Source organism: Caldimonas sp. (genome assembly GCF_046291045.1).
Lineage (GTDB): Bacteria > Pseudomonadota > Gammaproteobacteria > Burkholderiales > Burkholderiaceae_C > Caldimonas.
The window spans coordinates 48,087-72,941 of record NZ_JBKBSL010000018.1; the positions used below are offsets into that span (position 1 = coordinate 48,087).

A 24,855-nucleotide genomic window follows, 5' to 3' on the forward strand; every position below is an offset into this window, starting at 1 on the left:
CATGGACGCCGCCCTCGAGATCATTGCGCTGCTGCCCTGGACCGACTGGCTGGCCCTGGGCTGGTTCTTCGTGGCCTGGGTGGCCTACGCCTGGTTCGCCCGCCACCGTGGCCAGACCGAGATGACCGTGCTGGGCGTGACCAACCGGCTGCGCCGGCAGTGGATGCTGCAGACCACGCACCGCGACGTGCGCGTGATCGATGGCATCGTGATCCAGAGCCTGTCCAGCAGCCCCTCATTCTTCGCTTCCACCACCATCCTGATCATCGGCGGCCTGCTGGCCGTGCTGGGCACCAGCGAGAAGGCCACCGAGCTCGTGGCCGAGATTCCTTTCGCGGCGCGCACCTCGGTGCTGGTCTTCGACCTCAAGGTGCTGGTGCTCACGGGCGTGTTCGTGTTCGCCTTCTTCCGCTTTACCTGGTCGCTGCGGCAGTACACCTTCGGGGCGCTGATGATCGCCTCGGCACCAGATTACCGCGTGTTCGACAAGGGAGAAGCCTCGCGCGAAGAGTTCGCTGCGCGCGCCGGTCGTGTCGTGGGCCTGGCGGCCGAGACCTTCAACGACGGCCTGCGCGCCTACTATATGGCCTTTGCGCTGATCGGCTGGTTTTTCTCGCCCTGGGTGTTCGCGGTGCTCACCGCCGGCGTGATCTGGGTGTTGTACCAGCGCGAGTTCCGCTCGGACGTGCTGGCCGTGCTCAAGTCCTGAGGGGCTGCAGGTCCGGGGCCAGCACCTCGCGCTCGTCGAAGACGAAGCAGCCGCCGCGGTAGTGGCGTTCGCCCACGAGCTCGAAGTACTTCAAGATGCCGCCATCGAGCTGGTAGACATGATCGAGCCCCGCCTCGCGCAGGTACAGGGCCGCCTTCTCGCAGCGGATGCCGCCCGTGCAAAAGCTCACCACCGTCTTGCCGGCGAGGGCGTCCCGATGGGTCTGGAGCGCGGCGCAGAAGTCGCTGAACTTCGCCAGCCGCCAGTCGATCGCCCCGTCGAATGTGCCATGGTCCACCTCGAAGGCATTGCGGGTGTCCAGCGTCACCACCGGGCGCCCCTCGTCGTCGTGTCCCGCATCCAGCCAGCGGGCCAATGTGGGGGCATCCACCGCCGGCGCGCGACCGAGCTGCGGGCGGATGGTCGGGTGGTTCATGCGGATGATCTCGCGCTTGATCTTCACCTTCAGCCGCCGGAAAGGCACGGTGGCCGAAAAGCTCTCCTTGGGCATCAAGTCCGCAAAGCGTTCGTCCGCGCGCAGCCATTGCATGAAGTCGCGCACGGCCTGCGTGCCGCCGGCGAGGAAGAGGTTGATCCCCTCCTCGGCCAGCAGCACGGTGCCGCGCAGACCCAGGCTGCTCGCACGTGTGTGGATGCTCTCGCGCAGGCGACCACAGTCGCTGAGCGCAACGAAGCGATAGGCCGAGATGTTCAGGACGGAGCTCACGGCGACGGATTGTAGGCAGGCGGCTGCCTAAAATGCCTTGCATGCCCTTCATCCATCTGCGCACCCACACCGAATACTCCGTCGTCGACGGCACCTTGCGTGTCGACGACATGGTCCAGGCCGCCGTGGCCGACGGTCAGGCCGCCCTGGCAATCACCGATCTGTCCAATCTCTTCGGCGCGATCAAGTTCTACAAGGCCGCGCGTGATGCGGGGGTCAAACCTCTGATCGGGGCCGACGTCTGGATGGAGCCGCCACCGGGCGCCGGCAGCGATCGTCAACCCAGCCGCCTATTGCTGCTGATCCAGAATCGCCAGGGCTATCTGAATCTGTGCGAGCTGCTCGCACGCGGCTGGACGCGCAACGTGCAGCGCGCCCAGGCTTGGCTGCGGTGGGAGTGGCTCGAGTCCCATGGCGAAGGCCTGATCGTGCTGTCGGGCGCCGACCAGGGCCTGGTCGGCCAAGCCCTGCTGGCCGGCGACCTGCCGCGGGCGAAGGCGAGTGCGCAGCGCCTGGCGGCGCTGTTCCCCCAGCGCTTCTATATCGAGCTACAGCGAGCCGGCCTGTCCAGCCACGAGGCCCACGTGCGCGCGGCGGTGCCCCTGGCGGCCGAGCTGGGCCTGCCGGTGGTGGCCACGCATCCGGTGCAGTTCCAGACGGCGGAGGATTTCGAGGCCCATGAAGCCCGCGTGTGCATCGCCGAGGGCGAGACCCTGACCAACCCGCGGCGCATCAAGCGCTTCACGCGCGAGCAATACTTCAAGACCCAGGCCGAGATGGAGGCCTTGTTCGCTGACATCCCCTCGGCCCTGGCCAACTCGGTCGAGATCGCGAAACGCTGCAACCTCAGCCTGGTGCTGGGCAAGCCGCAACTGCCCAACTTCCCCATTCCCGAGGGGCTGACGATGGCGCAGTACTTCCGCCAGGTCTCGCTCCAGGGGCTGGAGGAGCGGCTGGCCCAGCTCTACCCCGATGCGGCCGAACGCGAGCGGCAACGCCCCGCCTATGTGCAACGGCTCGACTTCGAGATCGACACGATCCTGAAGATGGGCTTTCCGGGCTACTTCCTCATCGTGGCCGACTTCATCAACTGGGCCAAGAACAACGGCTGCCCCGTCGGCCCGGGCCGCGGGTCGGGGGCGGGCTCGCTCGTGGCGTATGCCTTGAGAATCACCGACCTCGACCCGCTGCGCTACAACCTGCTGTTCGAGCGCTTCCTGAACCCCGAGCGGGTGTCGATGCCCGACTTCGACATCGACTTCTGCCAGGCCAACCGTGACCGCGTCATCGACTATGTGAAGGAGCGCTACGGCCGCGAGGCGGTGTCGCAGATCGCCACCTTCGGTACCATGGCCGCCAAGGCCGCGCTGCGTGACGTGGGCCGCGTGCTGGGCATGGGCTACGGCCACGTCGATGGCATCGCCAAGCTCGTGCCCGCGCCGCCGGGCAAGACGGTCACCCTCAAACGCCCCGGCGACAAACCCGACCCGGGCCTGATCTATGCCCGCAAAGAGGCGCCCGAGATCGAGGAGCGCGAGAAGAACGAAGAAGAAGTGGCCGAGTTGCTCGCCCTGGCCGAGCGGGTCGAAGGCCTGGTGCGCAACATCGGCATGCATGCCGGCGGCGTGCTGATCGCCCCGGGCAAGATCACCGACTTTTGCCCGCTGTACATGCAGCCCGGCAGCGATGCGGCCGTCTCGCAGTACGACAAGGACGATGTCGAGGCCATCGGCCTGGTGAAGTTCGACTTCCTGGGCCTGGCGACGCTGACCATCCTGGAGATGGCCAAGGAATTCATCGTCGCGCGTCATCCCGAGCAGAAGGACTTCGACTTCGCCCGCATCCCGCTGGACGACAAGGCCTCCTACGAGCTGCTCTCCGAAGGCAAGACAGTGGCGGTGTTCCAGCTGGAATCGCGCGGCATGCAAGGGATGCTGCGCGACGCCAAGCCCAGTGTGTTCGAGGACATCATTGCGTTGGTGGCGCTGTACCGCCCCGGGCCGATGGATCTGATCCCCTCCTTCTGCGCCCGCAAGCACGGGCGCGAGCCGGTGGAGTATCCCCACCCGCTGATGGAGGGCGTGCTCAAGGAGACCTACGGCATCATGGTCTACCAGGAGCAAGTGATGCAGGTGGCGCAGATCGTCGGCGGCTACTCGCTTGGCGGCGCCGACTTGCTGCGCCGCGCCATGGGCAAGAAAAAACCCGAGGAGATGGCCAAGCACCGCGTCATCTTTGCCGAGGGTGCGGCGAAAAACGGCATCGATGCGGCCAAGGCCAACGAGATCTTCGACCTAATGGAGAAGTTCGCGGGCTATGGCTTCAACAAGTCCCATGCCGCGGCCTATGCCCTGCTGGCCTACCACACCGCCTGGCTCAAGGTGCACTACCCGGCCGAGTTCTTCGCGGCCAACATGAGCGTGTCCATCGACGACACCGACAAGCTCAAGATCTTCTTCGACGATGCGGTGCAGAACTTCGGCATCCGCTTCGAAATGCCCGACGTGAACACCGGCACCTATCGTTTCGAGCCCACCGGCGAGCGCGCGGTGCGCTACGGCCTGGGCGCCATCAAGGGCACGGGCCAGGGCGCGATCGAGGCCATCGTGCAGGCGCGCCAGGCCGGCGGGCGCTTCAAGAGCTTCTTCGACTTCTGCGCCCGGGTGGATCGCTCGCGCATCAACAAGCGAGTGGTCGAGGCGCTCATCAAGGCCGGCGCCTTCGACACGCTGGAGCCCAACCGCGCCGCCCTGCTGGCCAGCGTCTCGCTGGGCTTCGAGTACGCCGACACCCAGGCCGCACATGCCGACCAGGGCGGCCTGTTCGATTTCGGCGACGCCCATGGTTCCTCCACCCACGAGCCCGAGCTGGTCGCCGCCGAGCCCTGGAGCATCAAGGCCCGCCTGATGCACGAGAAGCCGGCCATTGGCTTTTACCTCTCGGGCCATCTCTTCGACGAATACGCCCCCGAAGTGCGCCGCTTCGCGCGGCTGCGCATTGCCGACTTGGTCGACAGCCGCGAGCCGCAACTGCTCGCCGGCATCGTCAGCGACCTGCGCGTGGTCAACGGCCAGCGTGGCCGCGTGGCGATCTTCAAGCTCGACGACAAGACCGAAGTCATCGAGGCCGTGGCCAACGAAGAGCTGCTCGAGGCGCACCGCGAGTGGCTCAAGGACGACGAACTGCTCATCGTGCAGGGCAAGGTCCAGCCCGACCGCTTTTCAGGCGGCCTGCGCCTGAACGTGCAGCAGATGTGGGATCTGGCCGCCGCGCGCTGCCGCTTCGGCCGCTACCTGCGCGTGGCCGTCAACGGCCAGGCCCTGCCAGTGCGTGAGCTGCTGCAGGCCCATCCACCGCGGCGTGTGGCCACCGAGCACGGCGAACTCGTACAGGGCCTGAGCGTGCGACTGGCCGTGCACCGGCCCCAGGCCTACGGCGAGGTCGATCTCGGGGACGCCGCGCGCTTTTATCCCAGCGACGAGGCCCTGGACCACTGGCGTCGCGGCGCCCATGACGGACAGGCCAGCATCGTCTACGAATGAGTGTTCACATTTGTAGCAAATCCTTGCGATTCGAGGGTCAAACGCCACAGGTTCAGCCTCACCCTGTCAGAAAATGACGGACATCTGGCAATTTCTCCCATTTTCTAGGCGGCTTTCTCGCTAGCATGAGGGCCCATGAACCACGGAGGAGCCGTCCGGTCGGTCCGGCCCCAGGCTCCAAGGAGTCGTTCCTGATGAAAGCACGTCTTGGCCTTGTGGCCGCCGTTGTCGCTGCTGCGCCGGTCCTTGCGGCGGCCAGTCCCAGCGTGGGGGTGTCGGTCAGCATCCACGAGCCGGGCTTCTATGGCCGTATCGACATCGGTCATGGCCCGCCGCCGGCGGTGATCTATCCGCAGCCGATCCTCATCGCCCCGCCGACGGTGGTCGTGCATCAGCGGCCCGTCTACATGCGAGTGCCGCCCGGGCATGCGAAGGACTGGGGCAAGCACTGCCACAAGTACAACGCTTGCAGCACCCCGGTCTACTTCGTCAAGTATGACGAGGACCGTGAGCGCCGCTACTGGGAAGAGAAGAAAAAGCACAAGGGGGGGCACGGTCGTCCCGACCACCCCGGCCGAGGCCGCGACTGAGCTGGCCCCGGGCCCCGCGTGCACGCGCTGGCGCCGCAGTCCTACACTGCGGCGCATGAGTCAAGAGTCCCTGGCCGGCCTGGTGCTGATGGGCGGCGGCGCCCGCGCGGCCTATCAGGTCGGCGTCCTGCAAGCCATCGCGGGCCTGCTGCGCGAACGCGGGGCCACACGCCGCAACCCGTTTCCCGTGCTGGCCGGCACCTCGGCTGGCGCGATCAACGGCGCTGCGCTGGCCTGCGGGGCGGCCGATTTCGTCGGGGCGGCCGAAGAGCTGGCAGCTACATGGTCGGGCTTGCGGGTCGAGCACGTCTACCGGGCCGATTCCCTGGGGGTCATTCGCAGCGGAGCGCGCTGGTTGACGCTGCTCTCGCTGGGGTGGCTACTGGCTCGCTGGTGGCGTCACCGCCCGCGCTCTTTGCTGGACAACCGACCGCTGGCCGAGCTGCTGCATCGCACGCTGGACCTGCGCCGCATCGACTGGGCTTTGCGCCATCACCACCTGCAGGCCCTGGCCGTGACGGCCTCGAGCTATTCCTCGGGCCAGCATGTCACTTTCTACCAGGCCCGCAGCCCGGTCGAGCCTTGGTCCCGGTCGCAGCGCCTGGCCGAGCGCACCCGTCTCACCCACGGTCATCTGCTGGCCTCGGCGGCCATTCCGTTCGTGTTCCCTGCCGTACCGCTGCAAGTGCAGGGGCAGCAGGAGTACTTCGGCGATGGCTCGATGCGCCAGACCGCGCCGATCTCGCCGGCCGTGCACCTCGGGGCGCAGCGCATTCTCGTGATCGGCGCGGGTCGTCTGCAGGAACCGCCGGGCCCGCGTGCCGTGTCGGGCGACTACCCCTCGCTCGCCCAGATCGCCGGCCATGCGTTGTCGAACATCTTTCTCGACGCGCTGGCGGTGGACGTGGAGCGCGCGCGACGGATCAACCACACGCTGTCGTTGCTGGGCCCCGAGGCACGAGGGCGCACCAGCCTGCGTCCACTGGACCTGCTGGTGATCGCCCCGAGCCAGCGTCTGGACGATTTGGCCGCCCGCCACATCGGTGAACTGCCCTCCACCATCCGTGCGCTGCTGCGGGCGCTGGGGGTGAGCGGTGACCTGCGGGCCCCTGGCGAGGGGGCGGCTCTGGCCAGCTACTTGCTGTTCGAGCCCGGCTATGTGCGTTCGCTGATGGATCTGGGCCGCCAGGACACGCTCGCCCGCCGCACCGAGGTCGAGCGCTTCCTCGGGCTGTCGGACGCTCAGGCCCCGCGGGCCGTGGCCTGAGCCTGGTGCTCGGTGACCCGGAGCCGGCCGTTGTCAGCTCGGGGGGCAGCCTCGGGGCCAAGATGCAAGGCTGCCGACGGACCGGCCTAGCGCGCGGGCCGGTCGGTGGCCCGTCGCGTGGCCAGATGCTGGGCCAGACTGTGCCCGTTGACCGTCAACCCCTGGGCCGAGAAGCTCTGGGCCTTGCGCTCGCCCACACCGGGCATGCGGTCGATGAAGTCGTCCCAGTCGCGAAACGGCGCACGGCGCCGTTCCGTCACGATGCGCTCGGCCATCTTCGGGCCGATGCCTTTCACGCTTTGCAAGCGGGTCGCATCGACCCGGTTGACGTCGCCCACGGCTTGGGCCATGGGAGGGAGCAGAAGCAGCCACAGCGCCACCAAGGCGCCTGTCCAGTGCGTGCGCATGAGTTCCTCCTGAGGCTTGTCGACGGCACCGGTCTGGGCCGGCGTCGCCCCGAAGTCTAGGCAGGTGGCGGGACTTTCGCCTTCCCTCGAAGGGGGGGCGATGTTCAGCGATCCAGGTTCCGGGTCAGCCAGAGGGCCACGCCGTCGGCGTCGCCGGCGGGGTGGATTCTCAGCGCCTCGAGCAGGCGGGCATCCCATTGGTCGCCGTGGCGGCTGGCATGGACCAGTGCCAGGGTCTGCGCACAAGGCAGCAGCAGGGCAGCCGTCAGCAGGCTCGTGCTCATGCCGGCGATCACCAGCAGGCGGTGGCCGCGGCACAGCAGATAGGCCATCTCCACCGGCAACACGCGAGGCATTTGCCGGGCGTCGGACGAACGGGCGAGGCCCAGGTAATCCGACTGCGTCTCGCGAGGGTGGTACTTGTAGGCGAAGGCGATCCCGGCTTTGCGCATCGCCTGGACGCAGCCCTGCACCAGTTCCACATAGTGCGGGTTGCGCTGGGCATAGGTCGAGTGGTTGAGCGTCAGCAAGGCCCCGCAATCGTCCAGTTCGGCCGGGTCCCAGTCCAGCCGCCTGCAGAAGTCCAGGGCCAATTCACGCAGGCACGGCGCACCAAGCGCTGCAGACGGGAAGGGCCGCACGGCACGGGTGCGCAATTCGGGCCGCAGCAGGTCGGGGTACAGGGCCAGGAACTCCTGCACCAGGGGGTGGGTGCCGAGCACCCGCACGTCACACCATTGCGGCCCCATGCGCAGCTTCTGCCGCCACCGCGTCACCATGCCCAGCCGGCGATACACGTAGCCGGTGTAGGCCTGCGCGCCGTCCTCGGCGCACAGGCGCCTGGCGGTTGGGAAACTGCGGGCCGCTTCGATGAGCACACGCTGCCCGGCGTCCTGGCGGTCGTTGAAAACCGTCACGCAGGTCGGTCGCCAGCGACGCACCGCTCGCGTCAGTTCGGCATCCAGGTCATGCCAAGTTCGGCGGTGCGTCGGCCCGCCGGGGACATGGCGGGGCTCCAGCGTGATCGTCTGCTCGAAGGGGGTCTGTGCCCAGGCTTGCAGCGCATGCCCGAAGAGCGCGGGATCCTGCAGATCGGGCAGGAACAGCAGGCAAGGCTGCGCCTGGCCGTCTCGCCGTGCCTGCTCGGCAAGCGCCGAGGCCAGCAAAAGTTGGAGGCTGCTGCGAACGAGATACAGAGGCCGGGCCTGTGCCGGCGGATCGTTTAGCGAGGACATCCCCGATATCCTGCGCGCCCGAGCCGCTCGAAGACATCCGGCCGGACGTCCTGCGACGCCACGGCCTGGCGCAGGAAATCCTCGGTGAGCACCCCCTTCTCCAGACCCTCCCTGAGAAGGTCGAAAAAGAAGGCTTCCTGATGGGGGTCGGGGTGAGGCAGGTAGCGGCGGCGCGGGCGCAAGAGCCCCCGATCGCGCAGCCAGCGGCGCAGTCGGCCGGCCAGTCCCTGGAAGTTGGTGTTGAAGTCCACCGGCAGACCGGTCTTCCAGGGCTGCGTCAACCGCTCCGTCATGTGCAACAGGCGCGTCTGCGGGGTCAGCTTGTCGAAGGAGTTCCACTCCTCGGGCAGCTCACCGATCGTGGACGGATCCTGGTGGGCGAGCTGGATCCAGGGTTTGTAGTCGAGGCGGCCGCTGAACATCGCGTCGATCTCCTCGTCCCAGCGCCAGTCCGTCAACCTGGCGCAGTCGAGCAGCATGACGCTGGTCGCCCATTTCCCCGGCCCACCGCCCTGGCTGGCGGGCAGATTGCGACACATGACGGCCTTGCCCTGCATGTCGCAGGTGAGCAGTTCATAGACGTCGCCGCCGGCGGAGAACACGTCCGGGTCGGTGACCAGCGCCCGCCCCTGGTAACCCATCAGTTGCGGCACCAAGCGCCGCAGCGGACTGAACGATTGCAGGTCGTCGTTGTGCCAGACGGCCAGCTTCCCCATTCTGAGGTAGCGCTGGCCCTCGCGCCGATGCAGATGCGGTGTGTCTTCCAGGCGCAGCAGCTTCACCTCGAAACGCTCTGGGCTTGCGCTGCGCGATCGGAAGGAATATGCGGCCAGCAATGCGCCGAGCATCTGCTGGTCGTTGGTGTGGACGAAGACGGTGGGTGGGTTCATGACGTGCAAGGCAAGGAGGCTGTCACTCCCGCCAGTGCTCGGCCACCCAGGGCGCGGGGCGGGCGTAGCGGCGCCAGCGCCAAGGGGTGCCGACGACAGCGTCGGGCGGGTTGATCGTGCCGTGGAACACCAGCACCCGTGCGCCTGCGGGGGCACGCGGCTCGCGCCAGTAGTTCCCGGGCCACGGCGGCAGGCAGTGGTACTTGTAGCTTGCGCACCACTGGCGCGGCCAGTAGGTCAGCAGCCCTCGTTCGTGCAGGTAGGCCGAGAGATAGGCCTGCTCGTTGCGGTAGCGCCGGCGGATCTCGTCTTGGTGTGCGCGGAAATGGGACAGCACCCCTCCAAGCTGGCCGAGGCGGAAGCGATAGACCGAGGAATTGCCGGTGATGCGCCAGGGGCGCTTCCAGTCATGGATGATCAGGAATTCGCCGGGGTGTTCGAAGAAGGGATCGAGCGAGTCCACGATCACCACATCGACGTCCAGGAACAGGGCGGTGCCCTTCAAGCCATGCAGGTCGGGTTCGAAGGTCGTGAGCTTCTTCCAGCCGCGTTCCGGGATGCCTTGTGGCAGCGCGAGGTCCGGGATGGGGTGGCATTCCACCTCGGGCCGCAGGCCCCCGGGGTCGTCGGTGAGGCAGACGAAGCGGAAATCCCCGCTCAGGTGGCGGCGCACCATGCCGTAGAGGCGGTTGACATACTCGGGGCCGTACTTCGTGCCCCACTTCATGCACAGGACCACGCGGTCCGATTCGCTCGGGGCAGGGCGGAAGGCGTCACTCATAGCTCGTCCACGTGGCGCGGCGGGTAGCTGTCCCAGCTCTGGCAGCCCGGGCATTGCCAGAAGTAGTGCTGGGCCTCGAAGCCGCAGGCGGCGCAGCGATAGCGCTGCAGCGGACGGGCGGCGGCGGTGAGCACCTTGTGGACCGTCTGCAACTCCTCCCGGCTCAGCCTGTCTTGCTGATGCAGGCATTCGTCGATCAGGCCAAGCACCGCGCTCACCGAGGCCTGGCGCTCCAGGTGGTCCGCCAGGCGCCGGCGCCGTGCCGCGGGGTCGGCGTCGAGTTGCAGCAGGGCTCGCAGCAGCTGCGTACCGGGGTGCAGGGCGTACAGGGCCTGCAGCCGCTCCAGAGCCTGCGGAACCTGACCAGCGGCCTGGGCGCTGGTCGCGTAGGCCTGGGCGACCAGCCCGAAGCTGGCTGGCTGCACCGCCATCAGTTCGCCCCAGGTGGCCAGGGCCTCGCCATGACGGCCTTGGCGGGCCAGCCGTTCCCCTTGCATGACGATCGGCCGGGCGGCGTGGGGGGCCGCCTGGCGGGCCCGTGCAAGGGCCTGCTCGGCCGCATCGGCCTGGCCGCGCGCCTGTGCCTCGTGGGCCAGCTCGCAATGGTAGTGGGCGATGCGCTGGGCGAAGGAACCCGCCCCGGCCGCCTCGAGTTTGCCGGCCGTCTCGATGGCCGCCGGCCAGTCGCGCGAGCGCTCGTACAGCGTCAGCAGCGCCAGCCGCGCCTCGGTGGCGAAGGCGGTGGATTCGAGCGCCCGGTAGGCGGCCTCGGCCCGGTCGAACAGCCCGGCCTTCAGGAAGTCTTGGGCCAGGGCGTGCTGGGCACGCTCGCGCTCGGCACGGGGCAGGTCGCCGCGGCTGAGCAGGTGCTCGTGCACCCGCACGGCCCGCTCGTATTCACCGCGGCGGCGGAAGAGATTGCCCAGGGCGAAATGCAGGTCGGAGGTGTCCGGGTCATGCTGCACGGCCTCGATGAAGGCATCGATGGCCTTGTCCTGCTGCTCGTTGAGCAGCAGGTTGAGCCCCTTGAAGTAGGCCTTGGGCGAAGACTGCTGCTCGCGGCGCCATTGGCGCAGGTCCAGGCGCGAAGCCAGCCAACCCAGGCCGAAGGCCAGGGGCAGGCCCAGCAGCAGCCACTGGAAGTCAAACTCCATCGCGCGGCGGATGCGGCAAGGCCAGGCTTTCGGCCGTGGCAGACGGGGCGGGTGCGGGGGAGGGGGCCGGCTCGGCGGCCGAAGGCCGGGGTGCGCGCGCTGCTCGGCGCTGCCGCCACCAGCTCGGCACCATTGCCAGCACGCCGAACACGCAGCCCAACACGAAGGCGGCCAGCACGACGAGCACCATCGGGGCACGCGTTTCGTGACCAAAGAACCATTTCAGGTCCACCTCGTGCTGGTTGTTGAGCGCGAAGGCGAACAAGACGAAGAAGAGGAAGGCTCGAAACAGCCAGGTAAGGGCTCGCATCGGCGGGATTCTATCGGCGCGCGATGGAGCCGTGGCAGGCGGCTCAGTCGGCGTCTGGCCCCAGGGGGCGTGGTGCGTCCGCCGCGGCGACCGGCTGGCGGTCGACGGCCTCGCGCAGAGCCTTGCCCGGCTTGAAGTGGGGCACGAGCTTCTCGGGGATCAGCACCGGTTCTCCCGAGCGCGGGTTGCGGCCCATGCGCGGCGGGCGGCGGTTGATCGAGAAGCTGCCGAAGCCGCGGATTTCGATGCGATGGCCACGTGCCAGGGCCTCGGCCATGGCATCGAGCATGGTCTTGACCGCAAACTCGGTGTCGCGATGGGTGAGCTGACCGAAGCGCTCGGCGAGCTGGTTCACGAGGTCGGATCGAGTCATGGCGCGCTCGTCGTCGGTGGCAATGGCACGAGGCTGAGATGAGCAGCCCTGTGGCTGCTCATCGCAACCCCACGGGGGTTGCGCACGGCGCCCGGGCTGGTACAGGCCGGGCGCACCGGGGCGGCATCAGCCGTTGTTGCTGTTTTGGTTGTCCAACTTGGCCTTGAGCAGGGCGCCCAGGCTGGTCGTGCCGGCGTTGCCCGCGCTCTCGGCGGACAGGCGCTGCAGCGCTTCTTGCTGCTCGGCGCTGTCCTTGGCCTTGATCGACAGTTGGATGTTGCGGGTCTTGCGGTCCACGTTGATGATCAGCGCGGTGACCTCGTCGCCTTCCTTCAGCACGTTGCGCGCATCCTCCACGCGATCGCGAGAGATTTCCGAGGCGCGCAGGTAGCCCACCACGTCGTCGGCCAGCTGGATCTCGGCGCCGCGGGCATCCACGGACTTGACCGTGCCGGTGACGGTGGCGCCGCGATCATGCACGGCGGTGTAGTTGCTGAACGGGTCGGCGTCGAGCTGTTTGATGCCCAGGGAGATGCGCTCGCGCTCCACGTCGATGGCCAGCACGACGGCTTCGACTTCCTGGCCCTTCTTGTAGTTGCGCACGGCCGATTCGCCCGGTTCGTTCCAGGACAGATCGGACAGGTGCACCAGGCCGTCGATGCCGGCGGCCAGGCCCACGAACACGCCGAAGTCGGTGATCGACTTGACGGGGCCCTTGACCTTGTCGCCACGCTTGTAGTTCTGAGCGAACTCCTCCCAGGGGTTGGGCTTGCACTGCTTCATACCCAGGGAGATGCGGCGCTTGTCCTCGTCGATCTCCAGGACCATGACCTCCACCTCGTCGCCCAGCGAGACGATCTTGCTGGGGGCGACGTTCTTGTTGGTCCAGTCCATTTCGGAGACGTGCACCAGGCCTTCGATGCCAGGCTCGATCTCGACGAAGGCCCCGTAATCGGCGATGTTGGTGATCTTGCCGAACAGGCGGGTGCCGTTGGGGTAGCGGCGCGACACGCCCACCCAGGGGTCGTCGCCCAGTTGCTTCAGGCCCAGCGAGACGCGGTTCTTCTCGGCGTCGAACTTCAGCACCTTGGCGCGCAGCTCCTGGCCGACGGTGACCACCTCGGAGGGGTGGCGCACACGGCGCCAGGCCATGTCGGTGATGTGCAGCAGGCCATCGATGCCGCCCAGGTCCACGAAGGCCCCGTATTCGGTGATGTTCTTGACCACGCCGTCGACGATGGCGCCCTCGTGCAGGGTCTCCAGCAGCTTGGCGCGCTCCTCGCCCATCGACGCCTCGATCACGGCACGGCGGCTGAGCACGACGTTGTTGCGCTTGCGGTCGAGCTTGATGACCTTGAACTCCATGGTCTTGCCCTCGTACGGGCTCATGTCCTTGACCGGACGGGTGTCGATCAGGGAGCCGGGCAGGAAGGCGCGGATGCCGTTGACCAGGACGGTCAGGCCACCCTTGACCTTGCCCGAGACGGTGCCGGTGACGAAGTCGCCGGACTCGAGGGCGCGCTCGAGCTGCAGCCACGAGGCCAGGCGCTTGGCCTTGTCGCGCGACAGGATGGTGTCGCCGTAGCCGTTCTCGATGGCGTCGATGGCCACCGAGACGAAGTCGCCGACCTGGACCTCCAGTTCACCCTGATCGTTCTTGAACTCCTCGATGGGCACATAGGCCTCGGACTTGAGCCCGGCGTTCACGACGACGAAGTTGTAGTCCACGCGGACCACTTCGGCGGTGATCACCTCACCGGCGCGCATTTCAGAGCGCTTGAGCGATTCTTCGAACAGGGCGGCGAAGGATTCCTGGCCTTGGGAGGCGGCGGCAGCGGTTTGAGACATGAAGAAAGTTCCTGGTGCCAGCCTGCGACCGGCAAAGCGCGGCTGGGACGGCCGCGGGTTGGGTTGACGAATCCGGCCTTCCAGCGTGCCTGCACGGCACAGGAGGGAGAAAACCGGGCCCACCACCCTGGCCGGCTCGCAGGCCCGGTCAGGGTCTTCGGCCGTTCATCCAAACGGCCGGCGCTGCGCCCACCACGCCAGCACCTGCTGCACCGACGCTTCGATGCTCAGGGCGGAGTTGTCGAGCAACTGCGCGTCTTCCGCAGGCCTCAAAGGTGCCGCGATGCGGGAGCGGTCCCGCGCATCGCGCGCCTGCAAGTCCTGCAAAAGGGTGGCAAGGTTAGCAGAAATTCCCTTGGAAATCAATTGCTTATACCGCCGCTCGGCGCGGGTTTCAGCGCTGGCGGTGAGGAAGACCTTCAGGGCGGCATCCGGAAAGATCACGGTGCCCATGTCGCGGCCGTCGGCCACCAAGCCGGGCAAGCGGCGGAAATCGAGCTGGCGCTGGCGCAGGGCCTTGCGCACGCCTGGGTGGGCGGAGATCCGGGAGGCCAGCGCCCCGACGTCCTCGCGGCGCAGATCCTCGCTCACGTCACGCTCGCCCAGCCAGACGCGGCCGGGTTCGAAGCGCAGCGGCAGTCCCGCGGCCAGGGTGGCCAAGGCGGTCTCGTCCTCGGCGTCCACGCCGCCCTCCAGGGCCGACAGGGCGGCAGCCCGGTACAGCGCACCCGAGTCGAGCAGGTGGTAACCCAGGGCCTTGGCCACCTCGGCGGCCAAGGTGCCCTTGCCCGAGGCCGTGGGGCCGTCGATGGTCAGCACGGGGATGTCGGCCACCTCGGCGCGGACCACGGTGAACAGGGTCTCGAAGTAATCAGGGAAGGTCTTGGCCACACAGCGCGGATCGAGGATGCGCAGCGGCTGCGGCGTGGACAGGCCTTCGATCAGGCCGTGGAAGGCCGCCAGCGAGAAGCACATGGCCACACGATGGTCGTCATAGGTGTGGATCGCGGCGGCGCGCACCTGGCGCAACGGGTGAACCGTGAGACTGTCGGACCCTTCGACCACCTCAGCGCCGAGCTTGCGCAGTTCGGTGGCCATCGCGGCGATGCGGTCGGTCTCCTTCACGCGCCAGCTCGCGATGTTGCGAAGCCGGGTGGGACCGTCGGCGTACAAGGCCATGACGGCCAGCGTCATCGCGGCGTCGGGGATGTGGTTGCAGTCCAGGTCCAGGGCGCGCAGCGGCCAGGTGCCGCGGTGCACCTCGAGCCAGTTCGGTCCCTGATGCACGACGGCGCCCATCGCTTGAGCGGCTTCGACGAAGCGGATGTCCCCCTGGATGGAGTGGGCGCCCACGCCCTCGATGCGCACAGGGGCCTGCGCCGACGCGGCCACAGCGCCGAGCGCGATGAAGTACGACGCCGAGGAAGCATCGGCCTCTACGTGAATGTCTCCCGGCGAACGGTAGACCGAAGCCTCGGGCACCGTGAAGACCTGCCAGCCGTCGCGCTGCACGTGGACGCCGAAGCGCTGCAGCAGTTGCAAGGTGATTTCGATGTAAGGCTTGGAAATCAGCTCACCCACGACCTCGATGCGCACTGGCCCCTGCACCGACAGCAACGGGGCGGCCATCAACAAAGCGGTGAGGAACTGGCTGGAGACGTCGCCACGCACGCGGATCGGGGCGTCCACGCGCGGGCTGCCGCCCGCCAGCCGCAGCGGCGGGTAGCCCGCTTGGCCCAGGTCGTCGATCCGGCAGCCCAGGCTGCGCAGGGCGTCGACCAAATCGCCGATGGGGCGCTCGTGCATGCGCGGCACGCCGCTGAGCTCGAAGCGCCCTCCCTGCAAGCCGCTGAGGACGGCCAGGACGGCCACCAGCGGGCGCATGGCGGTGCCGGCATTGCCCAGGAACAGGCTGGCCTCGCGCACGGCCAAGCGGCCGCCCAGGCCGGTCACCACCAGCGCGTCGGCCTCATGTTCGATGCCGCAACCAAGCTGGCGCAGTGCTTCGATCATCACCCGCGTGTCGTCCGAGTCGAGCAGGTCGTGCAGGCGCGTGCGGCCCTCGCTCAGTCCGGCCAGCAGCAGCACGCGGTTGGAGATGCTCTTGGAGCCGGGCAGCCGCACGGTACCGGCGGCCGAACGCAAGGGGGGCAGGTCGAGAAAAGCGGTGGTGTACATGCGCCGGAGGGGGTGGGGCCGCGTCAGCGCCCGCCCGGGGGCTTGGGGGTGGACATCTGCCAGCTCGCGCGGGCTTCGGAAGCACTGCGGATCAGATCCTCCAGGGCCTCGGCGTTGCCGGTCTTCATCACGTGCTCCAGCGCATCGAGGGTGTGCCGGAAGCGTAGCGACTGCTTGATCACCTCTTCGCGGTTGGCCAGCAGGATGTCGCGCCACACGGCTGGGTCGCTGGCCGCAATGCGAGTGAAGTCGCGAAAGCCCGGGCCGGCCAGCGAGAGGAAGTCGGCGCCGGCCGGTTGCTTGTGCACTGCGTTGAAGTAGGCGAAGGCCAGCAGGTGAGGCAGGTGGCTCACGGCAGCAAAGGCCGCGTCGTGGTTCTCCGGCGTCATGCGCAGCACCTGCGTGCCGATGGCCGACCACACGTCCGTGGCCTTCTGGACGAGCGCCGCGTCGGTCTGCTTCAGTGGCGTGAGGATGACCTGGCGGCCACTGTAGAGCTGGGCGTCGGCGTGCTCCACGCCCGACACTTCCTTGCCAGCGATGGGGTGGGCCGGCACGAAGGAGCTGACACGGTCTTTGAGCACGCGGCGCGCGGCATCGACCACGTCACGCTTGGTCGAGCCCACGTCCATGAACAACACGCCCGGCTCGACCAGGTGGCGGATGGCCTTGAAGGTGGCTTCCGAGGCGGCCACCGGCACGGCCATCAACACGATGTCCGAGCCCGAGACGGCCAGCAGGGCCGATTCGGCCGCGATATCGATCACACCCAGTCGGCGGGCCTTCTCGGTGGTGGAGGGGGACTTGCTGTAGCCGATGACCCGCTTGACCAGGCCTGCGCGCTTGAGCGCCAGAGCGAACGAGCCGCCCATCAGGCCGCAACCGATCACACCGAGCTGGTTGAACATGGCGCGAAATGCTCCCGGCGGGCTCAATGCACGTCGATCGGATAGGTGCCCAGCAGCTTGAAGAAGGCGCACACATCGCGCAACTCCTTCAGTGCCTGGGCCACATGCGGCTGGTCGGGGTGGCCCTGCACGTCGATGTAGAAGTAGTACTCCCACTGGCCTGAGCGGGCCGGCCGGGACTCGAAGCGGGTCATCGACACGCCATACTGCTTCAGCGGCACGAGCATGTCGTGCACGGCACCGGGGCGGTTGAGCACCGACACCACCAGGCTCGTGCAGTCGTGACCCGAGGCCTTGGGCTGGGGGTGGCGGTCAGGGTGGGTGACGATGGCAAAACGCGTGCGGTTGTGCGGGTCGTCCTGGATGGCCGGGGCCACCACGTGCAGGCCGTACTCGCTGGCGGCGCGTTCGCTGGCGATGCCGGCCAAGCGGGGATCTTCACTGGCCAGGCGGGCGCCCTCGGCATTGCTGGCCACCGGGCGGCGCTCGACGTGGGGCAGGTGGTTGCTCAGCCACAGGTGGCATTGCGCCAGGGCTTGCGGATGGGCGCACACGGCCTCGATCCCGTCCAGCGAGTTCTCCTTGCGCAATAGGTTGTGGCGCACGAAGAGGCTGGTCTCGCCGATGATGAACAGCGGGGTGGTGAGGAAGAGATCGAGCGAACGGGCCACCACGCCTTCGGTGGAGTTCTCGACCGGCACCACGCCGAAGTCGGCAGCGCCGGCGGTGGTGGTGCGGAAGACCTCGTCGATGCTGGCGCAGGGCACGCGCACGATGGATGAGCCGAAGAAGCCCAGCGCCGCCAGTTCGCTGAAGGTGCCTGCCGGACCCAGGTAGGCCACCCGGGTGGGCGTTTCCAGTGCGCGGCAGGCCGACATGATCTCGCGCCAGATTGGCGCCACCGATTCGGACTTCAGCGGGCCGGGGTTGACGGCCTTCAGGCCATCGATGACCTGGGCCTCGCGCTCGGGGCGGAAGACCACCGAGCCTTCCTTCTTCTTGAGCTCGCCCACCGCCTGGGCCAGGCCGGCGCGGCGGTTGAGCAGGGCCAGCAGCTCACGATCGACGGCGTCGATCTGGTTGCGCAGCGCCAGTAGCTCGTCAGGGGTCGGGGTCTCAGCCATGGGAAGCAGCGAATTCTCGCATGTAGTCCACCAGCGCACGCGCTCCGTCCAGGGGCATGGCGTTGTACAGGCTCGCGCGCATGCCACCCACGCTCTTGTGACCCTTGAGCTGCAGCAGGCCGCGCTCGCGTGCGCCGGCCAGGAAGGTTTCGTTCAGGCGATCGTCGGGCAGGAAGAAGGGCAGGTTCATGCGCGAGCGGCAGGCCGGATCGACCTTGTTGACATACCAGCCCGAGGCGTCGATGTAGTCGTAGACCAGTCGCGAGCGCTCGATGGCGCGACGCTCCATCTCGGCCACGCCACCCTCGCGCTTGAGCCACTGGAAGACGAGCCCGGCAATGTAGATCGCGTAGGTCGGCGGCGTGTTGTACATCGAGCGATGCTCGGCCACCACGCGGTAATCGAAGGCGCTGGGGCACACCGGCAGGGCGTGGCCGAGCAGATCCTCGCGCACGATGACCAGCGTCAGCCCGGCCGGGCCGATGTTCTTTTGCGCACCGGCGAAGGCCAGGCCCACGCGCGACCAGTCCACGGGCCGCGAGGCAATGTGCGAGGAGCAGTCGATCACCAGCGGAGCGTCGCAGCCCAGCGCCTTCAGATCGGGCAGCTCGTGATATTCCACACCATGAATCGTCTCGTTGGTGCAGATGTGCACATAGGCCGCGCCGCTGCGCAGCCGCCATGTGGCGGGCGCCGGCAGCGCGGTGTGGCCGTCGGTTTCGTTGCTGGCGGCCAGGGCGGGGTCGCAGTAGCGGGCGGCTTCCTTGAAGGACTTGGCCGACCATGAGCCGGTGACGACGAAGTCCACGGCGCCGCCGCGCGAGAGGTTGAGCGGCACGATGGCGTTCTCGCCCAGGCCGCCGCCTTGCATGAAGAGCACCTTGAAATGCGCGGGCACGCCCAGCAGCTCGCGCAGGTCGGCTTCGGCCCGGTCGATGATCTCGCCGAATTCGCGCCCCCGGTGGCTCATCTCCATCACGCTCATGCCGCTGCCGTGCCAGTCCAGCATCTCGGCGGCGGCCTGTTCGAGCACCGGCTGCGGCAAGGCCGCGGGGCCGGCGGAGAAGTTGTAAGGGCGTTTCATGTCGGCGTGGGCTGCAAGGGTGGGAAGGGCAGGCGCCTTGCGGGGCGCCTGCGGGCCAGGGTTGCGGGCTCAGTCGGAGGCGTCGCCCGAGCCCCCTTGGCCGTCGCCCTCGCGTTCGGCGGCATCGTTCTCGACGATGCGCTGCAGGCCCGAGAGCTTGGCGCCGTCGTCGAGTGCGATCAGGGTCACGCCCTGGGTGGCGCGGCCCAGCTCGCGAATCTCGGCCACGCGGGTGCGCACCAGCACGCCGCGGTCGGTGATCAGCATGATCTCGTCCTCGGGGCGCACCAGCGTGGCGGCGACGACCTTGCCGTTGCGCTCGCTTTGCTGGATGGCGATCATGCCCTTGGTGCCACGGCCGTGGCGCGTGTACTCGGTGATCGGCGTGCGCTTGCCGTAGCCGTTCTCGGTGGCGGTGAGCACACTCTGGGTCTCGTCCTCGGCCACCAGCATCGCGATCACGCTCTGGCCGTCTTCGAGCATCATGCCGCGCACGCCACGCGCCTGGCGGCCCATTGCGCGCACGTCGTTCTCGTCGAAGCGCACGGCCTTGCCCCCGTCGCTGAAGAGCATCACGTCGTGGTGACCGTCGGTCAGCGCCGCGCCGACGAGGTAGTCGCCCTCGTCCAGATCCACCGCGATGATGCCGGCCTTGCGCGGGTTGCTGAATTCGTCCAGCGCCGTCTTCTTGACGGTGCCTTGGGCCGTGGCCATGAAGACGTAGTGGTCGGCCGGGAAGCTGCGGAACTCACCCGTGAGCGGCAGCACGACGTTGATCTTCTCGCCCGGCTGCAATGGGAACATGTTGACGATGGGCTTGCCCCGCGAGGCCCGGCCGCCCTGGGGCACTTCCCACACCTTGAGCCAGTAGACCCGGCCGCGGTTGGAGAAGCACAGGATGTAGTCGTGCGTGTTGGCGATGAAGAGCTGGTCGATCCAGTCGTCTTCCTTGGTCGCGGCCGCCTGCTTGCCACGGCCGCCGCGGCGCTGGGCTCGGTATTCGGCCAGCGGCTGGCTCTTGATGTAGCCGGCATGGCTGAGCGTGACCACCATGTCCTGCGGGGTGATCAGATCCTCGGTGTCGAGTTCCTGAGCGTTGTGCTCGATCTGGCTGCGGCGTGCGCCCACCTTGGTCTGGCCGAACTCCTGCTTCAGGGCGGTCAGTTCCTCGCCGATGATGAAGGTCACCCGCTCGGGCTTGGCCAGGATGTCGAGCAGGTCGGCGATCTGGGCCATCACGTCCTTGTACTCACCAATGATCTTGTCCTGCTCCAGGCCCGTCAGGCGTTGCAAGCGCATCTGCAGAATCTCACCAGCCTGATCGTCGGACAGGCGGTACAGGCCATCGGCCTGCAGGCCGTAGTGCAGGGGCAGGCCCTCGGGGCGGTAGGCCGCACGGCCACCGACTGTCTCGCCTTCGGCGCGGGCCAGCATTTCGCGCACGAGCGAGGAATCCCAGGAGCGAGCCATGAGCTCCTGCTTGGCGATCGGCGGCGTCGGCGAGTTCTTGATGATGGCGATGAACTCATCGATGTTGGCCAGGGCCACGGCCAGGCCCTCGAGCACATGGCCGCGTTCGCGCGCCTTGCGCAGCTCGAACACCGTGCGGCGGGTGACCACCTCGCGGCGGTGCTCGAGGAAGATCTCCAGCAGGTCCTTGAGGTTGCACAGCTTGGGCTGGCCGTCCACCAGCGCCACCATGTTCATGCCGAAGGTGTCCTGCAGTTGCGTCTGCTTGTACAGGTTGTTGAGCACCACCTCAGGCACTTCGCCGCGCTTGAGCTCGATCACCACCCGCATGCCGGACTTGTCGGATTCGTCCTGGATGTGGCTGATACCCTCGATCTTCTTCTCGTGAACCAGCTCGGCGATGCGCTCGAGCAGGTTCTTCTTGTTCACCTGGTAGGGGATCTCGTCGACGATGATGGCCTGGCGCGTGCCCTTGTCGATGTCCTCGAAGTGGCAGCGCGCGCGCATGACCACCTTGCCGCGGCCCGTGCGGTAGCCGTCACGCACACCCGACAGGCCGTAGATGATGCCGGCCGTGGGGAAGTCGGGCGCCGGGATGATCTCCATCAGCTCATCGACCGTGGCCTGCGGGTTCTTCAGCAGGTGCAGGCAGGCATCGACCACCTCGTTGAGGTTGTGCGGCGGGATGTTGGTGGCCATGCCCACGGCAATGCCGGCCGAGCCGTTGACCAGCAGGTTCGGCAGCCGGGTGGGCAATACCAAAGGCTCCTTCTCGGAGCCGTCGTAGTTGGGGCCGTAGTCGACGGTTTCCTTGTCGATGTCGGCCAGCATCTCGTGGGCGATCTTGGCCAGGCGGATCTCGGTGTAGCGCATGGCCGCCGCGTTGTCGCCGTCCACCGAGCCGAAGTTGCCCTGGCCATCGACCAGCATGTGGCGCAGAGAGAAATCCTGCGCCATGCGCACGATGGTGTCGTACACCGCGGAGTCGCCGTGCGGGTGGTACTTACCGATCACGTCACCGACGATACGGGCCGACTTCTTGTAAGGCCGGTTCCAGTCGTTGTTGAGCTCGTGCATCGCGTACAGCACACGCCGGTGCACCGGCTTGAGGCCATCGCGGGCATCGGGCAGGGCGCGGCCCACGATCACGCTCATGGCGTAATCGAGATAGGACCGCCGCATCTCCTCTTCGAGGCTGACGGGGAGGGTTTCTTTGGCGAACTGAGTCATGCGATCCCTGGAGCGGCGGGACAACCGGGCGGTTGTGCACAGAGAAGGTGTCAGACAGCGTCCGACAAACAGCCATTCTAATGGGGCCGGGTTGTCGTGCTCGCGCAACAACCGAAGGGGGGGGCCGGGGGGCAAAGGACAAAAACTTGTCCAAGTGACACGCTATGGCACAATGAATTGTCGATAGTGAAAACTCGCGGTAACGGCGGGTTTCCTGGATCCGTCCCGTTTTTGGTGGACTTTTCGCAGCCTGTCTGCGGCTTTTCTTGCGAGGAGAAACATGAACAAACTGAACAAAGTGGCGGCGCTGTTTGCTTCGGCCGCTCTGGCCTCCGGTGCGCTGGCCCAGACGGTCGACAACTGGCGTGCAACCGACGGCACCGTGTGGAAGAACGGCACCAACGAGCTGTGCTGGCGCGATGCCACCTGGACGCCCGCCACAGCGGCCCAGGTTTGCGATGGCGCGCTCAAGCCGGCCCCGGCGCCTGCGCCCGCCCCGGCGCCTGCGCCTGCGCCCGCTCCGGCGCCTGCGCCTGCACCCGCTCCGGCGCCTGCCCCGGCGCCTGCTCCGGCGCCGACCAGCGAGAAGGTGACCTTTGCCGCTGACGCCTTCTTCGACTTCGACAAGGCCGTGCTGAAGCCCGAGGGCCGCGCCCGCCTGGATGATCTGGTCGACAAGATCAAGGGTATCAACTTGGAGGTGATCATCGCCGTGGGTCATACCGACTCCATCGGCAACGACGCCTACAACCAGCGCCTGTCGGTGCGTCGAGCCGAGGCCGTGAAGGCCTACCTGGTTTCCAAGGGTGTCGAGCAGAACCGCGTCTACACCGAGGGCAAGGGCGAAAAGCAGCCGGTGGCCGACAACAGCACCCGCGAAGGGCGCGCGAAGAACCGTCGCGTCGAGATCGAAGTGGTCGGTACCCGCGCCATCAAGCGCTGAGCCCCCGGCTTCGAACGCCAACCCCGCCTCGGCGGGGTTTTTTCTTGGCGCGGCTTGCTGGGGCACAATGCGTGTCATGAGCGACACCACCGTCAATGCCGACCCCCAGGAGCTGGCCAAATTCAGCGAGCTGGCCCACCGCTGGTGGGATCCGGAAAGCGAGTTCAAGCCGCTGCACCAGATCAATCCGTTGCGGCTGGACTGGATCGACGCGCAGGCCGGCCTGAAGGGTCGGCGTGTCGTGGACATCGGCTGCGGCGGGGGCATCCTCAGCGATGCGATGGCCCGTCGCGGCGCGCGCGTGCTGGGCATCGACCTGGCCACCAAGCCGTTGCGGGTGGCCCAACTGCATGCGCTCGAAGCTGCGACACCTGATATCGAGTACCGCGAGGTTTCCGCCGAGGTTCTGGCGGCCGAACAGCCCGGGCAGTTCGACATCGTCACCTGCATGGAGATGCTCGAGCACGTGCCCGAACCCGCCTCCGTTGTCCGGGCGGCTGCCACCTTGGCCAAGCCGGGCGGCTGGGTGTTCTTTTCCACGATCAACCGCAACCCCAAGTCCTTCCTTTTCGCCATCGTGGGGGCGGAATACGTGCTCAATCTGCTGCCGCGCGGCACCCACGAATATGCCCGCTTCATCCGTCCGCGCGAGCTGGCGCAGTGGTGTCGGGATGCAGGGCTCGACGTCGTCTCCAGCCGGGGCCTGGAATACAACCCGCTGACGGGGCGCTACTGGCTGTCGGACGACACCAGCGTCAACTACTTGTTCGGATGCCGCAAGCCATGAGCGCGGGCCTGCGGGGCGTGCAGGCGGTGCTGTTCGATCTGGACGGCACCCTGGCCGACACCGCTCCCGATCTGGCTGGCGCGGCCAACCGGATGCGGCAGCGGCGGGGCTTGGCGCCCTTGCCGGTGGAGCGCTTGCGACCCGTGGCCTCGGCCGGCGCACGGGGCATGATCGGCGTGGCCCTGAACGTGGGCCCAGGCGACCCCGCTTTCGAGGCCCTGCGCGAAGAGTTTCTGGCCGAGTATGCGGCAGCGCTCGATGTCGAGTCCCGCCTGTTCGACGGTGTGCCCGAGCTGCTCTCCCGCTTGGACGGGGCTGGGCTGCCCTGGGGGGTGGTGACCAACAAGGCCACGCGTTTCACCGGCCCCGTGCTTCAAGCCCTGGGGTTGGCTGGGCGAGCGGCGGTGATCATCGCGGGCGACACGACCCCGCACGCCAAACCCCATCCCGAACCTCTGTTGGAAGCCTGCCGCCGGCTGGCGATGCCCCCCAGCGGCGCGGTGTACGTTGGCGACGATCTGCGCGACATCCAGGCCGCGCGGGCTGCTCGTATGCCTTGCGTGGCGGCAGCCTATGGCTACCTGGGTGAGCAGGGCGATGTGTCAACCTGGGCGGCAGACCATGTCGTGCCTCACCCGCTGGCCCTGCTAACGCTGCTCGGGGTTTGAACTTAGATCCGGCAGTTGAGCACGCCCGAGTGCGGCATGCTTGAACGGCCTGCGCAAACCCGCAGGCCTTGAAATCCGGCTGGGCGGCCCGAAGTACAATCTCGTTCCCGATTTCCGGGGCCGACCTGGTTTCGACGTGGGTGCGGATTCGGAACAGGGCATGCCGAGCACCAGTTCGCTCGTAAATCCACTGGAACAAAGTAACTGCGAACGACGAACGTTTCGCCCTCGCCGCTTAATACCGGTGAGCCTCTCAACGGTTGGCCGATAGGCCGGGCCTGCAAGGGCTGAGAGGTCATTCATATCGGCTGGTCCGCCGCCGGGTCACACGGTCGCGGACGAGATCTTGTGACTGGCGAGGACGGTAGCGTGCTGCTGCGCGACCGCCTCGCGAGACTCAAAGCAGCCAGCTAAGCATGTAGAACTGTCCGTTGATGGCTTGCGGACGGGGGTTCGATTCCCCCCGGCTCCACCATACACAAGGGCCCGGAAAGTCTCCGGGCCCTTTCCTTGTGCGCCCAGCATGGGCGCGATCTTCGGGGTGTGAGTCCCCGGCCGAGTTGGCCACAGCGAGGCGAGCGAAGCGCAACTGCGTGAGGGTGACCGAACGTGGGGAGGAAGCGTGGAGCG

The 24,855-nt window shown here is 67.5% G+C and carries 21 protein-coding genes and 1 other RNA gene; 8 read left to right on the forward strand and 14 right to left on the reverse strand.

The window, feature by feature from the left end; translation table 11 throughout:
- The first annotated feature begins 1 nt into the window (after position 1).
- Entirely contained in the window at positions 2 to 709 is a 708-nt protein-coding gene (locus ACK4ZD_RS08520) for a DUF599 domain-containing protein (protein WP_409660497.1), read from the forward strand.
- Here the strand turns inward: ACK4ZD_RS08520 and ACK4ZD_RS08525 are convergent.
- Positions 699 to 1,436 carry a sulfurtransferase gene (locus tag ACK4ZD_RS08525; RefSeq protein WP_409660499.1) on the reverse strand — a complete coding sequence of 246 codons (738 nt, stop codon included), beginning with the start codon at positions 1,434 to 1,436 and terminating at the stop codon, positions 699 to 701. The genes ACK4ZD_RS08520 and ACK4ZD_RS08525 overlap by 11 nt on opposite strands.
- Before the next feature lie 41 nt (positions 1,437 to 1,477).
- On the opposite strand from ACK4ZD_RS08525, the gene dnaE reads away from it, so the two are divergent.
- From dnaE to ACK4ZD_RS08540, 3 genes are all read left to right on the forward strand, one after another.
- Positions 1,478 to 4,978, forward strand: a complete 3,501-nt coding sequence (gene dnaE / locus ACK4ZD_RS08530; protein WP_409660500.1) for a DNA polymerase III subunit alpha — start codon at positions 1,478 to 1,480, stop codon at positions 4,976 to 4,978.
- A 194-nt stretch (positions 4,979 to 5,172) separates the two neighbouring features.
- A complete protein-coding gene (locus ACK4ZD_RS08535) occupies positions 5,173 to 5,568 on the forward strand; it encodes a hypothetical protein (RefSeq protein WP_409660502.1) in 396 nt (131 codons plus the stop codon).
- A gap of 55 nt (positions 5,569 to 5,623) precedes the next feature.
- Positions 5,624 to 6,835 carry a patatin-like phospholipase family protein gene (locus ACK4ZD_RS08540; protein ID WP_409660503.1) on the forward strand — a complete coding sequence of 404 codons (1,212 nt, stop codon included), beginning with the start codon at positions 5,624 to 5,626 and terminating at the stop codon, positions 6,833 to 6,835.
- 86 nt (positions 6,836 to 6,921) lie between these two features.
- Here the strand turns inward: ACK4ZD_RS08540 and ACK4ZD_RS08545 are convergent, their stop codons facing one another.
- The 13 genes from ACK4ZD_RS08545 to gyrA all read right to left on the reverse strand — a co-directional run bounded on the left by ACK4ZD_RS08545 (position 6,922) and on the right by gyrA (position 21,827).
- Positions 6,922 to 7,242 (reverse strand): ComEA family DNA-binding protein, encoded by a 321-nt coding sequence (locus ACK4ZD_RS08545; protein ID WP_409660505.1) that lies wholly within the window; start codon positions 7,240 to 7,242, stop codon positions 6,922 to 6,924.
- A 104-nt stretch (positions 7,243 to 7,346) separates the two neighbouring features.
- Complete coding sequence (locus ACK4ZD_RS08550) at positions 7,347 to 8,477, reverse strand: hypothetical protein (RefSeq protein ID WP_409660507.1); 1,131 nt, start codon at positions 8,475 to 8,477, stop codon at positions 7,347 to 7,349.
- Complete coding sequence (locus ACK4ZD_RS08555) at positions 8,465 to 9,367, reverse strand: hypothetical protein (RefSeq protein ID WP_409660509.1); 903 nt, start codon at positions 9,365 to 9,367, stop codon at positions 8,465 to 8,467. The genes ACK4ZD_RS08550 and ACK4ZD_RS08555 overlap by 13 nt, the downstream gene beginning before the upstream one ends.
- Before the next feature lie 22 nt (positions 9,368 to 9,389).
- Positions 9,390 to 10,148: a glycosyltransferase gene (locus ACK4ZD_RS08560; protein ID WP_409660511.1), complete on the reverse strand. Its 759-nt coding sequence runs from the start codon at positions 10,146 to 10,148 to the stop codon at positions 9,390 to 9,392.
- Positions 10,145 to 11,302, reverse strand: a complete 1,158-nt coding sequence (gene lapB / locus ACK4ZD_RS08565) for a lipopolysaccharide assembly protein LapB (protein WP_409660513.1) — start codon at positions 11,300 to 11,302, stop codon at positions 10,145 to 10,147. Before lapB ends, ACK4ZD_RS08560 begins: the two co-directional genes overlap by 4 nt.
- Complete coding sequence (locus ACK4ZD_RS08570; protein ID WP_409660515.1) at positions 11,292 to 11,612, reverse strand: lipopolysaccharide assembly protein LapA domain-containing protein; 321 nt, start codon at positions 11,610 to 11,612, stop codon at positions 11,292 to 11,294. The genes lapB and ACK4ZD_RS08570 overlap by 11 nt, the downstream gene beginning before the upstream one ends.
- Before the next feature lie 43 nt (positions 11,613 to 11,655).
- Positions 11,656 to 11,985, reverse strand: coding sequence for an integration host factor subunit beta (locus tag ACK4ZD_RS08575; RefSeq protein WP_409660517.1), 330 nt, complete (start codon positions 11,983 to 11,985; stop codon positions 11,656 to 11,658).
- Positions 11,986 to 12,111: 126 nt separating this feature from the next.
- Entirely contained in the window at positions 12,112 to 13,833 is a 1,722-nt protein-coding gene (gene rpsA, locus ACK4ZD_RS08580; RefSeq protein ID WP_409660519.1) for a 30S ribosomal protein S1, read from the reverse strand.
- A 165-nt stretch (positions 13,834 to 13,998) separates the two neighbouring features.
- Complete coding sequence (locus tag ACK4ZD_RS08585) at positions 13,999 to 16,011, reverse strand: bifunctional 3-phosphoshikimate 1-carboxyvinyltransferase/cytidylate kinase (protein ID WP_409660521.1); 2,013 nt, start codon at positions 16,009 to 16,011, stop codon at positions 13,999 to 14,001.
- Between the two features lie 23 nt (positions 16,012 to 16,034).
- On the reverse strand, positions 16,035 to 16,919 hold the full coding sequence (locus ACK4ZD_RS08590; RefSeq protein WP_409660523.1) for a prephenate dehydrogenase: 885 nt from the start codon (positions 16,917 to 16,919) through the stop codon (positions 16,035 to 16,037).
- Positions 16,920 to 16,942: 23 nt separating this feature from the next.
- Entirely contained in the window at positions 16,943 to 18,043 is a 1,101-nt protein-coding gene (gene pheA / locus ACK4ZD_RS08595) for a prephenate dehydratase (RefSeq protein WP_409660525.1), read from the reverse strand.
- On the reverse strand, positions 18,036 to 19,127 hold the full coding sequence (gene serC / locus ACK4ZD_RS08600; protein ID WP_409660527.1) for a 3-phosphoserine/phosphohydroxythreonine transaminase: 1,092 nt from the start codon (positions 19,125 to 19,127) through the stop codon (positions 18,036 to 18,038). Before serC ends, pheA begins: the two co-directional genes overlap by 8 nt.
- Before the next feature lie 69 nt (positions 19,128 to 19,196).
- Positions 19,197 to 21,827, reverse strand: a complete 2,631-nt coding sequence (gene gyrA, locus ACK4ZD_RS08605) for a DNA gyrase subunit A (RefSeq protein ID WP_409660529.1) — start codon at positions 21,825 to 21,827, stop codon at positions 19,197 to 19,199.
- A 280-nt stretch (positions 21,828 to 22,107) separates the two neighbouring features.
- Between gyrA and ompA the strand changes: the two genes are divergently transcribed.
- The 4 genes from ompA to ssrA all read left to right on the forward strand — a co-directional run bounded on the left by ompA (position 22,108) and on the right by ssrA (position 24,700).
- Positions 22,108 to 22,770: an outer membrane protein OmpA gene (ompA, locus tag ACK4ZD_RS08610; protein ID WP_409660531.1), complete on the forward strand. Its 663-nt coding sequence runs from the start codon at positions 22,108 to 22,110 to the stop codon at positions 22,768 to 22,770.
- A gap of 76 nt (positions 22,771 to 22,846) precedes the next feature.
- The gene (ubiG, locus tag ACK4ZD_RS08615) at positions 22,847 to 23,557 is read left to right on the forward strand and encodes a bifunctional 2-polyprenyl-6-hydroxyphenol methylase/3-demethylubiquinol 3-O-methyltransferase UbiG (RefSeq protein WP_409660533.1); all 711 of its coding nucleotides are present in this window, start codon (positions 22,847 to 22,849) and stop codon (positions 23,555 to 23,557) included.
- Entirely contained in the window at positions 23,554 to 24,225 is a 672-nt protein-coding gene (gene gph / locus ACK4ZD_RS08620) for a phosphoglycolate phosphatase (protein ID WP_409660535.1), read from the forward strand. The genes ubiG and gph overlap by 4 nt, the downstream gene beginning before the upstream one ends.
- Positions 24,226 to 24,341: 116 nt before the next feature.
- Positions 24,342 to 24,700: a transfer-messenger RNA gene (gene ssrA / locus ACK4ZD_RS08625) on the forward strand.
- Positions 24,701 to 24,855 lie beyond the last annotated feature (155 nt).

Coding starts and splice junctions, on each gene's coding strand:
- ACK4ZD_RS08550 (WP_409660507.1), bottom strand. CDS start 8,477: ATGTCCTCGCTAAACGATCCGCCGGCACAGGCCCGGCCTCTGTATCTC.
- ACK4ZD_RS08545 (WP_409660505.1), bottom strand. CDS start 7,242: ATGCGCACGCACTGGACAGGCGCCTTGGTGGCGCTGTGGCTGCTTCTG.
- gph (WP_409660535.1), top strand. CDS start 23,554: ATGAGCGCGGGCCTGCGGGGCGTGCAGGCGGTGCTGTTCGATCTGGAC.
- ACK4ZD_RS08520 (WP_409660497.1), top strand. CDS start 2: ATGGACGCCGCCCTCGAGATCATTGCGCTGCTGCCCTGGACCGACTGG.
- ACK4ZD_RS08535 (WP_409660502.1), top strand. CDS start 5,173: ATGAAAGCACGTCTTGGCCTTGTGGCCGCCGTTGTCGCTGCTGCGCCG.
- lapB (WP_409660513.1), bottom strand. CDS start 11,302: ATGGAGTTTGACTTCCAGTGGCTGCTGCTGGGCCTGCCCCTGGCCTTC.
- ACK4ZD_RS08555 (WP_409660509.1), bottom strand. CDS start 9,367: ATGAACCCACCCACCGTCTTCGTCCACACCAACGACCAGCAGATGCTC.
- ACK4ZD_RS08540 (WP_409660503.1), top strand. CDS start 5,624: ATGAGTCAAGAGTCCCTGGCCGGCCTGGTGCTGATGGGCGGCGGCGCC.
- dnaE (WP_409660500.1), top strand. CDS start 1,478: ATGCCCTTCATCCATCTGCGCACCCACACCGAATACTCCGTCGTCGAC.
- gyrA (WP_409660529.1), bottom strand. CDS start 21,827: ATGACTCAGTTCGCCAAAGAAACCCTCCCCGTCAGCCTCGAAGAGGAG.
- ompA (WP_409660531.1), top strand. CDS start 22,108: ATGAACAAACTGAACAAAGTGGCGGCGCTGTTTGCTTCGGCCGCTCTG.
- ACK4ZD_RS08590 (WP_409660523.1), bottom strand. CDS start 16,919: ATGTTCAACCAGCTCGGTGTGATCGGTTGCGGCCTGATGGGCGGCTCG.
- rpsA (WP_409660519.1), bottom strand. CDS start 13,833: ATGTCTCAAACCGCTGCCGCCGCCTCCCAAGGCCAGGAATCCTTCGCC.
- pheA (WP_409660525.1), bottom strand. CDS start 18,043: ATGGCTGAGACCCCGACCCCTGACGAGCTACTGGCGCTGCGCAACCAG.
- ACK4ZD_RS08575 (WP_409660517.1), bottom strand. CDS start 11,985: ATGACTCGATCCGACCTCGTGAACCAGCTCGCCGAGCGCTTCGGTCAG.
- ACK4ZD_RS08560 (WP_409660511.1), bottom strand. CDS start 10,148: ATGAGTGACGCCTTCCGCCCTGCCCCGAGCGAATCGGACCGCGTGGTC.
- ACK4ZD_RS08585 (WP_409660521.1), bottom strand. CDS start 16,011: ATGTACACCACCGCTTTTCTCGACCTGCCCCCCTTGCGTTCGGCCGCC.
- ubiG (WP_409660533.1), top strand. CDS start 22,847: ATGAGCGACACCACCGTCAATGCCGACCCCCAGGAGCTGGCCAAATTC.
- serC (WP_409660527.1), bottom strand. CDS start 19,127: ATGAAACGCCCTTACAACTTCTCCGCCGGCCCCGCGGCCTTGCCGCAG.
- ACK4ZD_RS08570 (WP_409660515.1), bottom strand. CDS start 11,612: ATGCGAGCCCTTACCTGGCTGTTTCGAGCCTTCCTCTTCTTCGTCTTG.